Source organism: Methylocystis heyeri, assembly GCF_004802635.2.
GTDB classification, from domain to species: Bacteria; Pseudomonadota; Alphaproteobacteria; order Rhizobiales; family Beijerinckiaceae; genus Methylocystis; species Methylocystis heyeri.
This window is the reverse complement of record NZ_CP046052.1, coordinates 437,025-451,050: the sequence shown is the minus strand read 5'-3', so window position 1 is coordinate 451,050 and position 14,026 is coordinate 437,025. Positions and strand designations below refer to the sequence as shown.

The window sequence follows — 14,026 nt, the reverse complement described above, 5'->3', positions numbered from 1 at the left end:
GTCAAATCATTCTCGACAAGATCATGCAATCTATGTAGATTATGCAAAGCACTTAACCGGAGGATGCATGGACATGCTCAAGGTCTCCGCCGCCGAGTTCCAGCGCAACATCGGCCGCTATCAAGACCTCGCGCTGCGCCAGCCGGTCGCCGTCACCCGCAATGGTCGCGAAAGCTGCGTGCTGATCTCGACCGAAGAATATCGCCGCCTGAAACGTCGTGAGCGCGAAGTGCTCGGCATTGAGGATTTCACGGAAGCCGACGCCGAAGCCGTCCGGCGCGCCGAAGCTCCCGCAGAGTCGGCGGCGTTCGACCATGAGCTGACGCCGTAATCGCGTGACCTTTCCCACGCCTGCGCCCGGACTGGTTATCCGCTATTCCTATCTCTGGCGCAGCGAGTATCTGCGCGGTCCGGAAGAAGGCGTAAAAGATCGTCCCTGCGCGGTGCTGCTCGCCCTCACCGATGACCAAGGCGAGCAAAAAGTCATCCGTGCTGCCGGTCACGCATGTGCCGCCGAGCAACCCCGCTCACGCCGTCGAAATCCCAGCCGCGACCAAGCGTCGCCTCGGCCTCGATGACGAGCGCTCATGGATCGTCGTCAGCGAGAGCAACCGCTTCATCTGGCCGGGGCCGGATTTGCGGCCGGCGGTCTCAGGCGACCCTGCGAGCGTCGCTTATGGGCTATTGCCGAAGGCGTTGTTCAACGATGTGCGCACGAAGTGGCTTGCGTTGTTCAACGCGCGCAAAACCCATGTCGTCGCAAGGACAGAATAAGGGCGGCGCTTTGCACGTCCCCCTCCCCCCGCGTCACGCGCCGGGTTCTTCCCCTGCCCCGCCGCTCTCCTCCGCTTCTCCGACATGCTCGACCGAGACCACGCGCTCGTCGTCGGCCGTGTTGAACACGATGACGCCCTGGGCGCCGCGCCCAGCGATGCGGATGCCGCTGACCGGGCAGCGGATCAGCTGCCCGCCATTGGTCACCAGCATGATCTCGTCGCCGTCCGCGACGGGGAAGGAGGCGACCAGCGCGCCATTGCGTGTCGACACAGACAAAAGCTGCAAATTCAATGCTCAAGACCCGCCCGCAGCGACCAACTGCGGTTTCCAGGGTAAATTTTAATAGAGCCGCACCCGCTCAAGGTGACTTGCGATACGGCTCTATCGTTTTGTTTTTGACCGCATTTTTATCGATCAAACGTTTCGTTTGATCGGAATGCGCTCTAAATGCAACATGGTCCATTCTGATCTTGAATGCAGCACTGCGTGGCACCGCAACACGTAAGCACAGTTGCGCCGTCGTTACAGGTCCGCCTGCGACACCCAGCCCATGCCGCCCCTGCCCCCAGTAGCTGAGCCGCGATGCCGACTGGCGCCGAAGCCGCTGGGCATGTCGAGGCATTAGGGAGTTGTCCGCCAAGCAAAGACGAAAGCGCCTGCTCAGTAACCGGTTTAACGCTAATGTTTAACGAAACCTGCGCTCCGGATGACCTCGTAAGATTTAAGCTTGCTGTTTCGCCACCGAGGATCAGCGTTTCATTGAATTCGGAGACGATCGTCCATGTATCTTTGGCGCCGACATATAAGGCGCCTACCACGACAGCCGCCGGCTGCCCATCTTCGGTGACACCCAAACTCGCTATGCTATAGTCCATACGTACGGGGTTTTCGCTGCTATTTTTGGCGCTTCTGATCGTACGCGAGGGAGTTCCGACAGCGACCGTCGACTTGAATGAAAAAGGGGCCATTTGCGTAGCTTCCGCATTGACCTCTATTTGGACATATTTTAGAAGACCGGCCGCCTGTGCCGTAGAATTCAGGAGTAACAGCACCAAGAAAGAGCTAAGGAGCCTGAGCATATGCACCCCCAAGTTGATTGAAAGCGCCACCTCTGCCGTTTTGCGCGCATTGCGTCAAGCAGAAAACGCCGACTAGAGCGCTTTCCGACCAGACGCAATCGTCTGGTCGATAAGAAATCGCTCTAGATTCAAAAAGCTGGAGCAAAATCTTATCGAAAAAGTCTATCAACTTTTTCGGATTTTGCTCTAGGGCTTGTTGAGATTCATCGCGAATTGATGAGCGCGGCGGCGAGGCGGATCATGGCTGTGAAGCTTTGATCGGTTTTGTCGGCGCGCAGGGCGATCCGCTTGAACTCCTTGAGTTTGCCGAAGAAGTTTTCGATGAGGTGACGGGCTTTGTAAAGCTCGATGTCGATGGCGAGAGGCGCGTTTCGTCTTGGATGTTGGGAGATGACGATTTGCGCGCCGCGCTCGTTCAGTTCGGCGACGATCCAGTCGCTGTCGAAGGCCTTGTCGGCGAGCAGCGCGCCAAATTCGACGCCCTCGATCAAAGGCGCGACGCCGACCGTGTCGAAGCGTTGCCCCGGCAGCAGAACGAAGCGGACCAAATTGCCGAGCGCGTCGGTGAGCGCGAGGATTTTGGTGGTCCAGCCGCCTTTGGATTTGCCTATGGCCTGGCCCTGAGTCCCCCTTTTGCGCCCTGTCCATGGCGGTGGACCTTGACGATGGTGGCGTCGATCATGGCGTATTCCATGTCTGGATCGTCCGACACGGCGTCAAACATCCGCTTGAACACATCGGCCTTCACCCAATCGCGAAAGCGTTTGAACACGGTGTTCCACTTGCCGAAGGCGGGAGGCAGATCGCGCCAGGGGCTGCCCGTGCGCGCAATCCACAAGATCGCCTCTAAAAACAATCGCCCATCGCTCCCGGTCCGGCCGGGATCGGAGGGCTTGCCAAGACAAAAGGGCTCCAGCTTCGACCATTGGCCGTCCGTCAGACAGAATCGGGGCATTGCAAACTCCTTTCGGAGCTTGAATCATCCTTCCACCAAAATGGGAATCCTGATTCTCAACAGGCCCTAGGTCACCGACTCATAAATCTTATCCAGATTTTGACTGCGGCGAGTTTGGCGAGAGCGAGGTAGTTAGCGTCGTGCTTTTCGAAGCGCGTCGCTACAGCCCTGAAGTGTTTGAGCTTGTTGAAGAAGCGCTCGACGAGATTGCGGTATCGATAAAGGAAGGGGCTGAAGGCTGGGACATTAACCCGTCCCGGCATGGGCTTGATGTTAGCCCAAGCGCCTCTTTCCTCGAGAGAGCTTCGTAGGGCATCGCTGTCATAAGCGCGGTCAGCGAGCAGAATTTGGCCATCGCCAAGGCCTCCCAGCATGTCTGCGGCGCTCTTGCCATCGTGAGCCTGGCCTTCCGTGAGCTTCAGGGCGATCGGTAGGCCATTGGCGTCGACAAGCGCATGAATCTTCATTGTCAGTCCGCCGCGCGAGCGCCCCATGCATCGGCTTGCAGAGAGGTTCCCAACGGCGGCCGGCGTTTCGCCTTCGCCCCCTTTTTACCGTTGGCGCCGTGCTGATGCACCCGGATGGAGGAAGAATCGATCATTTGCAAATCGCCGTCATAGGCCTTGGAAACCGCCTCGAAGATGCGGTCCCAGACGCCAAGCCTGCGCCAGCGCACGAAGCGGTTGTAGCAGGTCGTCGCTGGTCCGTAGCGTTCGGGAATATCGGCCCAGGGCGACCCCGTTCGCAGCCGCCAATAGATGCCGTTCAGCACTTTGCGGTCGTCCGCGCGAGCAACCCCGCGCGGCTTGTTCGGCAATAGCGGCGCAATGATCGACCACTCGAAATCCGAAAGTTCATACCGGCGCTGGCTCATTCTCGCTCCTCCAAGGAGCTTGAATCACTATTCGCTTGAAAACGGAATCCCCTTTATGAGTTTGTGGCCTAGAGCGAGCAACATGACGGCAGCCGCAAAGCTCACACGCCCTCCTCCTCCCCCGCCGGGCCGTTCTCCTCATCCCCTCCCACATCGCCGATGTGCTCGACCGAGACCACGCGCTCGCCGTCGGCGGTGTTGAACACGATGACGCCCTGAGCGCCGCGTCCGGCGATGCGGATACCGCTGACCGGGCAGCGGATCAGTTGCCCGCCATTGGTCACCAGCATGATCTCGTCGCCGTCGGCGACCGGGAAGGAAGCCACCAGCGCGCCGTTGCGCTGATTGACCGCCATGGCGACGATGCCTTTGCCGCCGCGACCGGTGATGCGATATTCGAAGGACGAGCTGCGCTTGCCGTAGCCGTTTTCGGAGATCGTCAGAATGACCTGCTCGGCGACCTGCATCGCCGCGAAACGCTCATCGGAAAGATCGACCGACGGCGCTTCTTCCGCCTCGGCGGCGGGCTCTTCGACGGCTTCGGCCCCCAGGGCGCGGCGTAGCGCAATGGAGCGTTTCAGATAGGCGGCGCGCTCCTCGCCCGTCGCCTCGAAGTGGTTGAGGATCGACAGCGAGATCACGCGGTCGCCTTCGCCCAACGACACGCCGCGCACGCCCATTGAGGTGCGGCCCTGGAACACGCGCACTTCCGTCACCGGGAAGCGGATGCACTGGCCGTCGCGCGTCGTCAGCAGAACGTCGTCGGCTTCGCTCGCGGTGGCGACATCGACGATGGCCTCGCCCTCGTCGAGCTTCATGGCGATGATGCCGTTGCGGCGGACGTCGGAAAAATCGGAGAGCTTGTTGCGTCGGACCGAGCCTTTGGTGGTCGCGAAGATAACGTCGAGCTTGCTCCAGCTCGATTCGTCCTCGGGCAGCGGCATGATGGTGGCGATGCGCTCGCCGGGCTCCAGCGGAAGCATGTTCACCAGCGCCTTGCCGCGCGACTGGGGAGCCGACAGCGGAAGCCGCCAGACCTTTTCCTTATAGGCCCGGCCGAGCGACGAGAAAAACAGAACCGGCGTATGGGTGTTGGCGACGAAGAGGCGGTGGACGAAATCCTCCTCCTTCATCTGCATGCCGGAGCGGCCCTTGCCGCCGCGGCGCTGGGCGCGATAGGTCGAAAGCGGCACCCGCTTGATGTAGCCGGCGTGCGAGACCGTCACCACCATGTCCTCGCGGGCGATGAGGTCTTCGTCGTCGACCTCGCCGTCGGCCTCGACGATCTGGGTGCGGCGGGGGATGGCGTAAGCCTCCTTCACCGCCAGCATCTCGTCCTTGACGATGCCGAACAGTCTTTCGCGCGAGCCGAGGATATCGAGATAATCGGCGATTTCGGCGGCGAGCTTCTCCAGGGCTGCGGATATTTCCTCGCGGCCGAGCGCGGTGAGACGCTGCAGGCGCAGATCGAGAATGCCGCGCGCCTGGGCCTCGGAAAGCCGGCAGGTTCCGTCCTCGGCGAGACGATGACGGGGGTCGGCGATCAGGGCCACCAGCGGCGCCATGTCCTTGGCCGGCCAGTCGCGCGCCATCAACGCCTCGCGGGCAGCGGCCGCGTCGGGCGAGGTGCGGATAAGCCGGATCACTTCGTCGATATTGGCGACCGCAATGGCGAGGCCGACCTGCAGATGGGCGTTGTCGCGCGCCTTGTTGAGGCGGAACTTGGTGCGCCGCGTGACGACGGTCTCGCGGAAATCGACGAAGGCCTTGAGCACGTCGAGCAGATTGAGCCGTTCCGGACGTTTGCCGTTGAGCGCAATCATGTTGACGGGGAAGCTCGATTGCAGCGCGGTGTGGCGCCAGAGCTGGTTCAGCACGACATCGGCCACCGCCTCGCGCTTCAGCTCGATGACGATGCGCATGCCGTCGCGGCTGGACTCGTCGCGCAGATCGGAGATGCCCTCGATCTTCTTCTCGCGGACGAGTTCCGCGATGCGTTCGACCAGCGCCGCCTTGTTCACCTGATAGGGAATCTCGGTGACGATGATGGCTTCGCGATCCTTGCGCAGGGTTTCGACCTGAGCCGTCGCTCTCTGGATGATGGAGCCCTGCCCGGTTTCATAGGCCTTGCGGATGCCGCCGCGCCCCAGAATGCTGGCGCCGGTGGGAAAATCCGGTCCGGGGACGATTTCCATCAGTTCGGCGGTGGTCAGGTGACCCCGCTCGATGACCGCAATGGCGGCGTCGATCACCTCGCCGAGATTGTGCGGCGGGATATTGGTCGCCATGCCGACGGCGATGCCGCCGGCGCCGTTGACCAGAAGATTGGGGAAGCGCGCCGGAAGGACGGTCGGCTCATGCTCCTTGCCGTCGTAATTGGGCTGGAAATCGACGGTGCCTTCGTCGATGTCCTCGAGCAGCGCCAGGGCGGGTTTGGCGAGGCGGGACTCGGTGTAGCGCATGGCCGCCGGCGGATCGTTGTCCACCGAACCGAAATTGCCCTGCCCGTCGATGAGCTGCAGCCCCATGGAAAAAGGCTGAGCCATGCGCACCAGCGCATCGTAAATGGCTGCGTCGCCATGCGGGTGATATTTGCCCATGACGTCGCCGACGATGCGCGCGGATTTGACATAGGGCTTATCGGGGGTGTGGCCGTTCTCGTGCATCGAGAACATAATGCGCCGATGGACAGGCTTCAGGCCGTCGCGAACGTCGGGAAGCGCCCTGCTCACGATCACGCTCATCGCGTAGTCGAGATACGACCGCTTCATTTCATCGGCGATGGAAACCGGCCGAATGTCCGAGCCCGGAGCGGCGGGCTCGCCGCTTGTGATGTCGCTGTCGACCAAAGTAGGCGCCAATCCGAATTTTCAGGTTTTATTCTCTCTTCTGCTATAGGCGATTCTTCCCCTGCGCGCCAGCGCCATCGCCCATAGAAGATCAAACCAAACCAGATAGTTATAATTCAGACGAGGATTATTCGATCAGGCCGGCGTCATTATCGGCGGATCGAGGCCCTCAAAGCGTCAAGCCGGGATCGCGAGAAATTACGCCGGATGCGCGTTTCGATCGCGAGAGCGCATGAAAGAACCGCGGCTGGACAAGGAAAATCAACGCGCCCGGCTGGCGCCGGAGCTTCAAAAAGCGAGAAAAGCGGCGCAACCGATTGCGCCGCCCCCAAAGGATTTGGTCGGACGTTCCGTCAGGCCCGCGCCTTGCGCAAAGCTTCGCGAGCCGAAATAGCCGCGGAGGCGGCCGCCTCGTCGCCCGGCTCCACCAGATCGACGAAATCATCAGCCGACGCCTCGGCTGCGGCCTGGCCGGCGCCGTCGGCCTGAGCCGCGGATACGGCCGGCGATTTGGCGGCCGAGCCCCCCGGCGTCGCCACTTCCATGGCCCGAGCATGGTCTCCGGCCGCGCGCAGCACATCCGCGGCGACGCGGCCTCCCTGAGCCTGCTTGCGCATGAGCGAAGCGAATTTCTTGAGGCCGGAAGCGGCGGCGGATTGACCGCCGGCCTCTTGGCTTCCAGCGGCCTCGCCGGCAGCCGCGTCGGCCTCGCCGGCGGGCTGGCGACCCTGCCTGCGCATCATGGAGGCCAGTTTCGAAAGGATCGATCCGTGCGATTTTTCTTCTGCCGGCAGCGTCTCGGAGACGACCGCTCCAGCCGCCGCGGGTTCAGGTTCCTCCGACTCCGCCTTCGCGCGATTGAAGAAAGGGAGCGCCGCGAGCTTCGCCCGAAGAGAGCCCAGCAGCGAACCGCCGCCTTCGCCCTCGCTCGGCTCCGCGGCCGGCTGGGAAGCCTGCGGCTCGGCGACGGCGCCGCCGTCCGCAGCTTCCGGCGCGGAGCGAGAGAAGCGGGCCCGCAGTCCTTCGGCGATCCGGGACCAGATCGGCGCGGAAGCGGTCTTCTCCGACTCCGTCTCCACGACCTCCGTCTCCGGGGCGCCTTGGCGCTTGCGGGCGATGAGACGCGCCCCGGCCGCCAGCAGAGCCGCGCCGGCGAGGAGAAGCTTCCAGGCTTTGAAAATCTTGGCCGCGATCAGGGAGAACAGGCCGACCTTCTTGACCGTGGTGGCCGCGGCGGCGGCCCCGGTCAGCTTTTTGAGCGCCACGGCGCCGGTGACCAGAGCGGATAATCCGTAGCCCGCCACGCGATCCATCGAGAGATCGGCGTCCTCGTATCCCTTGCCCTTGTCGAAAACGATGGTGTCGACCAGGGCCGGCGCTTCTCCCTTGAACTGGGCGAAGCCGGCTTCGTCTCCAGAAACCACGACTTTGACCGCCCCGTCGCGACCGAGCGCGAAGGAGGTGCAATTTACGATGCTGTCGTCGGGATTCTTGGAGCCCTGGGCGGTGGCGCCGATGCATGAAGACAAATGGTGCTTGGCGTCGTAGCTCGGCTCGGTGAGCCAGCCCGTAACCTCCAGCGGAGTCAGTCCGAGACGCGCGCGGCCGGGATTCTGAGAGTCGACCTCCGATTTATAGGCCGCGAGCAAATTGCCTGCGTCGAGGGACTTGCCTTCGTCGTCCTTGATATAACCGTCGCTCATGAGATCGACATAGGCGATCCACTTCGGTCCCGAGGCGACCGGGAGCACGACGCCCAGCGTCGCATCGTCCCAAGAGGCGGGGTCGATTCCAAGAAGCTTGCGCGCCTGCTCGCCCTCGAGGAAAACCCGGCCCGCCGGCAGCCACATCGTCGCACGATCGGCGATGCGCACCTCGGTCGGGCCTTTGAGCCCTTGCGCGAGCATGGCGGCGTAGGCCTTGGCCTCTTCGTCCGGGTTCGGCTCGGAAGAGACGGCCTGCGGCGCCGCCGGAGCCTGCTCCTTGGCTCCCGCGGGGGCAACCTCTTCCTTGGCGGCCACGGCGGGCGCGGCGCCTTGTGCCGGAGCGGGCGCCTGCGCGGGTTGCGCGACTCCCGGAGCCTGGGCCTTGGCGGGTTCGCCCTGTTTTTCAGGAGCCTTGGCCTGAGCCGAGGCCTCCGGCGCCTTCGGCTGCGCCGGAGCGGCTGCTTCCGGGCTGGCGGCCGTCTGGGAAGCCGACGCGGGAACGGGCTGCGCGGATTGGACCGGAGCCTGGGCGCCGACCGCTTCCGGCGATGTGGCGACGGCCGGCGCAGCCTGGCCCTGCTCGCCGGCGGCCGGGACGCCGCCCTGGGTTTGAACGGCCTGAGAAGGCTGCGCGGCGGTCGAAGCGGGCGCGGCGCCATTGGCCTCTTCGCTCGCAGGTTCGGGGGCGGTCGGCTTGGGCGTGGATTGAGCGCTTTCTTTGGCGGTTTCGCCGCCCTTGGCGTCGATCCCGGAAGGAGCCTTCGCGGCTTCCGCGCCGCGCGGGCCTTCCTTTGCGGCCGTTTCGGGCCGACCCGCCTGAGCAGGAGCCGGTTTGGCGGCCTTCGCCGCGGGAGCCTGCGAGCCTATCGTCGCGCCCTGCCAAGGATGCAGCGGCTCCATTTCGAAAATCACGTCGTCATGGACGCGTCGCTGGGGTCTTTGTATCTCGACGTTCGAAAGCTCGCGCTTGTTGCCGAGTTCTCGCGCCTCGACAGCGGGACTGCCGACGGCAGCGCCCAGGGCGGCTAATAAGGAGGCGCTGACGAACTTGCGGGCGACGCGCGGGCGATCAAACGACATAAACCGACTCCAGAACTGCGAGCTTGCCGCAGTCTGGGCGTCCCACATTAAACAAAGTTTTTAAATATGAGCTGCGGTGCGGATTTAAGATATTTTAAGGTTAATACACTGGAAAAAATGAAGTTTCCCGTAAACCTACCGTAAAGGTTCTGCCGGCGTCAACGCAACGCTCTCGCCGCAGCCGCAAGCCGAGGTCTGGTTCGGGTTTTCGAACACGAAAGTCGACGAGAATTTGTCGGTCTTGATATCCATGCGCGATCCCAGCAGAAACAGGACCGCCTTGGCGTCCACGATGACGCGCGCGCCATCCTGTTCGATTACTTCGTCGCCATGCTCCGGCTCGGCCAGCGCCATTTTATAGGCCATGCCGGCGCAGCCGCTTTTCTCGACGCTCACCCTCAAACCGGTGGCCGGGGTCGGCGCACTGGCCAGCAAAGCCCGCACCCGAGCCGCGGCCGCGTCGGTGAGACTGAGGACATTGGATAAAGCGAGGTTCATTCAGCACTCCCACAGGCGCCCGTGGCGCCGGATGACGTTCCTTGGCCGCGCCTTCAATAATTGGCCCACAAGCCCGGCGTCGCCAATTCTAGCAGATTGTTGTCGGGATCGCGGAAGTAAAGACTTACGCCGCCGCGCGGCCAGCTCATTCTGGCCTCGACGGAAACGCCGCAAGCCGCGAGATGGCTTTCCCAGGCTCCGAGATCCTGCCGCGCTATCTTGAACGCAAAATGAAGATCGCCGTTTCCCCCATGCGGCGGAATCTCTCCGCCCGCCAAATGCACGGTCTCGCGGGTCGCGCCGCGCAGGAACAGCAAGAGCACGCTGCCCGGTCCGCAATCGAGGGCGCAGAGGCGAGCGTCGCGGGAGAGCGCATCGAGTCCCATCACCCGCGCGTAAAACTCCTCCGCGCGGTCCAGATCCTCGACATAAAGCGCCGTCTCGAGCACGTCGCCCAGTCTCGGCGCCATAGCGGCCGGCTCCTCACCACATATCGAGCGTGATACGCGCTTCGTCGGACATGCGGCTCTGATCCCAGGGGGGATTGAACACCATGTGAACCTTGGTGTCGGCTACACCCGGCACCGCATTGACCGCGTTCTGCACCCAGACCGGCATCTCGCCGGCGACGGGACAGCCGGGCGCGGTCAGCGTCATGTCGATGTCGACATAGCCGTCGTCGGTGATGTCGATGCGGTAGATCAGGCCCAGCTCGTAGACGTCGGCGGGTATCTCGGGATCATATATCGTCTTCAGGGCTTTGATGATCTCGCCGGAAAGCCGCTCCATGCCCTCGGGGTCGAGACTGGGGGCAATATTTATCTGCGGCGCATTGCCCGTCAGTGCGGCCGTCTTCTCCATGGTGTCCGTATTGCTCATGAAGGCCTCCATCATGAAAACAGCGTTTGCGCCTTGATCAGCGCCTCGGCGAGCCGGTCGACTTCGCTCCGGGTGTTGTAGAGCGCGAAGGAAGCGCGGCAGCTCGACGACGCGCCGAAGCGCGTGAGCAGCGGCATGGCGCAATGGGTTCCCGCCCGAACGGCGACTCCGGCGCGGTCGATCACCGTCGCAATGTCATGCGCGTGAGCGACGTCCATATTGAACGCTACGATAGGCCCCTTCTCACGCGCCCGACCATAGATGCGCAGCCCCCTGATCTCGGAAAGGCGCTCGTGGGCATAGGCGGTGAGGTCGGCTTCGTGGGCCCGAATGGCCGCCCGCCCGACGCTCTCCATATAATCCAGCCCGGCGCCGAGCCCGACCGCCTGCGCGATCGGAGGCGTGCCGGCCTCGAAGCGCTGCGGCGGAACATTATAGGTCACGCTGTCGAGCGTCACGGTTTCGATCATCTCGCCGCCGCCGAGGAACGGAGGCAGGGTTTCGAGCCATTTGCGCTTGCCGTAAAGCGCGCCGATCCCGGTCGGCCCATAAAGCTTGTGTCCGGTGATGATGTAGAAGTCGACGTCGAGCGCCTGCACGTCCACGTCGAGATGGACTGCGCCCTGAGACCCGTCGATCAGCACCGGAACACCATGGGCATGAGCGATCCGCGTGACTTCCGCGACCGGCGTGGGCGCCGCCACGACGTTCGACATATGGGTGAGCGCGACGATCTTGGTCTTGTTGGTGAAGAGCTTTTCAAATTCTTCGAGCGAGAAATTGCCGTCGTCGTCGACCTCGATCCACTTCAGCACGGCGCCCTTGCGCTCGCGCAGGAAGTGCCATGGCACGATGTTGGAGTGATGCTCCATCATCGACAGGATGATCTCGTCGCCTTCGCCGATATGCGCGAGGCCGAACGCAGCCGCCGCCAGATTGATCGCCTCGGTGGCGGACCGCGTGAAGACTATTTCCTCGGCATGCTCCGCGTTGAGGAAGCGGCGCACCGACTCCCTCGCGCCCTCGAAAGCCTCGGTGGAGGCGTTGGCGAGATAATGCAGGCCCCGGTGCACATTGGCGTATTCATGCTCGTAGAAATGCGTGAGACGCTCGATCACCTGCCGGGGCTTTTGCGCGGAAGCCGCGTTGTCGAGATAGACCAGCTCCTTGCCGTAGGGACGCTCCGACAGGATGGGGAAATCCTCCCGGATCGCGTCTACGTCGAAGATCGGGGCAGCCTGAGACAAGCCGAATTGCTGGTTCATTTTGTGTCCCTTCGCGCTAGCCAGGCCGAAATCCGCTCCTCCAGCGTTTCCCGGATCTGCTCTCCCGCCACCAGCTTCAACGCCTCGTTCGCGAAGCCCTGGATCAGCAGGGCTTCCGCCTCGCTTTGCGGCAGGCCTCTCGCCTGCAGATAGAAGAGTTGGTCCGCGTCGAGCCGTCCGCAAGTCGCGCCATGGCCGCAGACGACATCGTCGGCGAATATCTCCAGCTCGGGCTTGCTGTTCATCGTCGCGCCGTCCGAAAGCAGGATCGCCTTGGACTGCATGGCGCCGTCGGTCTTCTGGGCGGGCTGCGCGACGGAAACCTTGCCCTGGAAGACACCCGTCGCCGACTCGTCGATGATATAGCGGAAATATTCGCGGCTCTTGCCACCGGGACTCTGGTGCCGCACCAAAAGCGTGGTGTCGGCGTGATCCCGCCCCCGAAGCAGATTCGCCCCGCAGAAGGCGGCGTCGGCGCCCTCCCCGGCCAGCGTCGCGAAGACCTGGCGGCGGATCAGGCCGCCGCCCTCGATCAGGCAGAAAGAATTCAGTGCGGCCTTTTCTCCGAGGGTCGCAAGCAGCGAGAGCACCCTGACCGCCCCTTCCGCCTGCCGCGCTATCGAACAGACATGTTCGAGCCGGGCTCCGCGCTCGAGGCACAGCAGCAGCGCATGGTTCTCCTGCGCGTCGGACGTCTCCAGTGATTCAAGCGTCTCGATCAGCGTGGCGGAGGCTCCCGCGCCGGCCATGACCAGTGAGCGCGCATAGACTGAATGGGCGGCGCCCGCCGAGGAAACCGCGTTCAGGATTTCAAGCGGCTGCTCGACCACGGTCCCCGGCGCGATGCGCAGGACCACCCCGTCCTGCATCAGCGCCGCATTGAGCGCGATCATGGCGTCGTCGGCGTCGCCAGCAAGCGCGGCGAGTATGTCCGCCTCGCCCGAAGCCAGCGCCTCGCGCAACGACTGCGCGCCGACGCCCGCAGGCAGCGCCGCGAGGTCGGAAAGATCGGGCCGGAAGGCGCCGTCGAGCACGACCAGCCGGCAGGAAGCCTGTCGCCGCTCCGGGGCCGGAACCGCCCCGGCCGCTCCGGCGAGAGGCGCAACGGCCCGCAACGCCGCGCGAAGGTCGGTGTAATGCCAGCTCTCGACGCGTTTGTTGGGGAGGCCCGCGTTTGCAAAGGCCTCCCAGGCGCCGCGCCGCAGCGACTGGGCTCCCGCGTCCTTCATGAGGTCAAAGGAAGTCTTGAGGGCGATTTCCGCCTGGGTCGCTGTCTCGCTCATGATCAGGCCGCCTCGACGATGTAATCCTTGTAGCCGCTTTCTTCGAGCTCGAGCGCGAGCTCGGGTCCGCCGCTGCGCAGAATGCGCCCGCGCGCCATCACATGCACCGTGTCCGGCTTGATGTAATCGAGCAGGCGCTGGTAATGCGTGATGACGAGGAAGCCTCGATCCTTGGCGCGCAACGCGTTCACGCCTTCGGACACGATGCGCAGCGCATCGATGTCGAGCCCCGAGTCGGTCTCGTCCAATATGCCGAGCTTGGGCTCCAGCAGAGTCATCTGCAAGATATCCATCCGCTTCTTTTCGCCGCCCGAGAAGCCGCTGTTCAGCGGGCGCCGGAGCATTTCCTTGGAAACCCCGAGCCTGGCCGCGGCCTCGTTCACGCGCTTCATGAAGTCCGGCGTCTGCAGCTCCTCCTGGCCGCGCAGGCGGCGCTGGGCGTTCATGGTCGCCTTGAGGAAGGTCATCGTCGCGACGCCGGGAATTTCGACCGGATATTGGAAGGCGAGAAACACGCCCTTCGCCGCGCGTTCATGCGGCTCCAGCTCAAGGATGTTTTCGCCGTTGAGCAGCACTTCGCCGTCGGTGACGTCATAGCCCTCGCGGCCGGAAATGACGTAGGAGAGCGTCGATTTGCCGGTGCCGTTCGGACCCATGATCGCGGCGACCTCGCCGTCGTGGACGGTGAGGGTGAGGCCGTCCAGAATTTTGCGGTCTCCGATGGAGACGTGAAGATTTTTAATTTCGAGCATGGATGCGTCCCTTTCGAGAATTTGAACCG

11 protein-coding genes and 2 pseudogenes are annotated in these 14,026 nt (G+C 63.3%); 2 read left to right on the top strand and 11 right to left on the bottom strand.

Annotation, left to right across the window (positions count from 1 at the left end):
* Nucleotides 1–67 precede the first annotated feature (67 nt).
* Both H2LOC_RS01955 and H2LOC_RS21985 read left to right on the top strand, forming a co-directional pair.
* Nucleotides 68–331 carry a type II toxin-antitoxin system Phd/YefM family antitoxin gene (locus H2LOC_RS01955; protein WP_246206948.1) on the top strand — a complete coding sequence of 88 codons (264 nt, stop codon included), beginning with the start codon at nucleotides 68–70 and terminating at the stop codon, nucleotides 329–331.
* A gap of 158 nt (nucleotides 332–489) precedes the next feature.
* Nucleotides 490–774, top strand: a complete 285-nt coding sequence (locus H2LOC_RS21985) for a hypothetical protein (protein ID WP_343040054.1) — start codon at nucleotides 490–492, stop codon at nucleotides 772–774.
* 33 nt (nucleotides 775–807) lie between these two features.
* On the opposite strand, the pseudogene H2LOC_RS01945 reads toward H2LOC_RS21985, so the two are convergent.
* The 11 genes and pseudogenes from H2LOC_RS01945 to sufC form a co-directional block, all read right to left on the bottom strand.
* Nucleotides 808–1,053 (bottom strand): annotated as a pseudogene (locus H2LOC_RS01945) (DNA gyrase C-terminal beta-propeller domain-containing protein); the annotation flags it as partial.
* 1,006 nt (nucleotides 1,054–2,059) lie between these two features.
* Nucleotides 2,060–2,811, bottom strand: a pseudogene (locus tag H2LOC_RS01940) (IS5 family transposase).
* A 71-nt stretch (nucleotides 2,812–2,882) separates the two neighbouring features.
* Nucleotides 2,883–3,685, bottom strand: a protein-coding gene (locus H2LOC_RS01935; RefSeq protein WP_425487314.1) for an IS5 family transposase whose coding sequence is annotated in 2 segments (ribosomal slippage) — nucleotides 2,883–3,356 and nucleotides 3,359–3,685 — 801 coding nt in all. Because the reading frame shifts where the segments join, the coding sequence is not laid out codon by codon here.
* Between the two features lie 101 nt (nucleotides 3,686–3,786).
* Nucleotides 3,787–6,534, bottom strand: coding sequence for a DNA gyrase subunit A (gene gyrA, locus H2LOC_RS01930; RefSeq protein ID WP_136496953.1), 2,748 nt, complete (start codon nucleotides 6,532–6,534; stop codon nucleotides 3,787–3,789).
* Between the two features lie 353 nt (nucleotides 6,535–6,887).
* Nucleotides 6,888–9,320 carry a DUF2167 domain-containing protein gene (locus tag H2LOC_RS01925; protein WP_162009679.1) on the bottom strand — a complete coding sequence of 811 codons (2,433 nt, stop codon included), beginning with the start codon at nucleotides 9,318–9,320 and terminating at the stop codon, nucleotides 6,888–6,890.
* Nucleotides 9,321–9,455: 135 nt separating this feature from the next.
* The gene (locus tag H2LOC_RS01920) at nucleotides 9,456–9,818 is read right to left on the bottom strand and encodes a HesB/IscA family protein (protein WP_136494848.1); all 363 of its coding nucleotides are present in this window, start codon (nucleotides 9,816–9,818) and stop codon (nucleotides 9,456–9,458) included.
* A 53-nt stretch (nucleotides 9,819–9,871) separates the two neighbouring features.
* Entirely contained in the window at nucleotides 9,872–10,288 is a 417-nt protein-coding gene (locus H2LOC_RS01915) for a VOC family protein (protein ID WP_136494847.1), read from the bottom strand.
* 13 nt (nucleotides 10,289–10,301) lie between these two features.
* Nucleotides 10,302–10,679: an SUF system Fe-S cluster assembly protein gene (locus H2LOC_RS01910; protein ID WP_136496952.1), complete on the bottom strand. Its 378-nt coding sequence runs from the start codon at nucleotides 10,677–10,679 to the stop codon at nucleotides 10,302–10,304.
* Between the two features lie 29 nt (nucleotides 10,680–10,708).
* Complete coding sequence (locus H2LOC_RS01905; RefSeq protein WP_136494846.1) at nucleotides 10,709–11,962, bottom strand: cysteine desulfurase; 1,254 nt, start codon at nucleotides 11,960–11,962, stop codon at nucleotides 10,709–10,711.
* Nucleotides 11,959–13,245: a Fe-S cluster assembly protein SufD gene (gene sufD, locus H2LOC_RS01900; RefSeq protein WP_136494845.1), complete on the bottom strand. Its 1,287-nt coding sequence runs from the start codon at nucleotides 13,243–13,245 to the stop codon at nucleotides 11,959–11,961. Before sufD ends, H2LOC_RS01905 begins: the two co-directional genes overlap by 4 nt.
* Nucleotides 13,246–13,247: 2 nt before the next feature.
* The gene (sufC, locus tag H2LOC_RS01895) at nucleotides 13,248–13,997 is read right to left on the bottom strand and encodes a Fe-S cluster assembly ATPase SufC (protein ID WP_136494844.1); all 750 of its coding nucleotides are present in this window, start codon (nucleotides 13,995–13,997) and stop codon (nucleotides 13,248–13,250) included.
* Nucleotides 13,998–14,026 lie beyond the last annotated feature (29 nt).

Excerpts from the sequence above, each read along its gene's own strand:
- H2LOC_RS01955 (WP_246206948.1), top strand. The coding sequence starts at position 68 with ATGGACATGCTCAAGGTCTCCGCCGCCGAGTTCCAGCGCAACATCGGC.
- H2LOC_RS01925 (WP_162009679.1), bottom strand. The coding sequence starts at position 9,320 with ATGTCGTTTGATCGCCCGCGCGTCGCCCGCAAGTTCGTCAGCGCCTCC.
- H2LOC_RS01920 (WP_136494848.1), bottom strand. The coding sequence starts at position 9,818 with ATGAACCTCGCTTTATCCAATGTCCTCAGTCTCACCGACGCGGCCGCG.
- H2LOC_RS01915 (WP_136494847.1), bottom strand. The coding sequence starts at position 10,288 with ATGGCGCCGAGACTGGGCGACGTGCTCGAGACGGCGCTTTATGTCGAG.
- H2LOC_RS01910 (WP_136496952.1), bottom strand. The coding sequence starts at position 10,679 with ATGGAGAAGACGGCCGCACTGACGGGCAATGCGCCGCAGATAAATATT.
- H2LOC_RS01905 (WP_136494846.1), bottom strand. The coding sequence starts at position 11,962 with ATGAACCAGCAATTCGGCTTGTCTCAGGCTGCCCCGATCTTCGACGTA.
- sufD (WP_136494845.1), bottom strand. The coding sequence starts at position 13,245 with ATGAGCGAGACAGCGACCCAGGCGGAAATCGCCCTCAAGACTTCCTTT.
- sufC (WP_136494844.1), bottom strand. The coding sequence starts at position 13,997 with ATGCTCGAAATTAAAAATCTTCACGTCTCCATCGGAGACCGCAAAATT.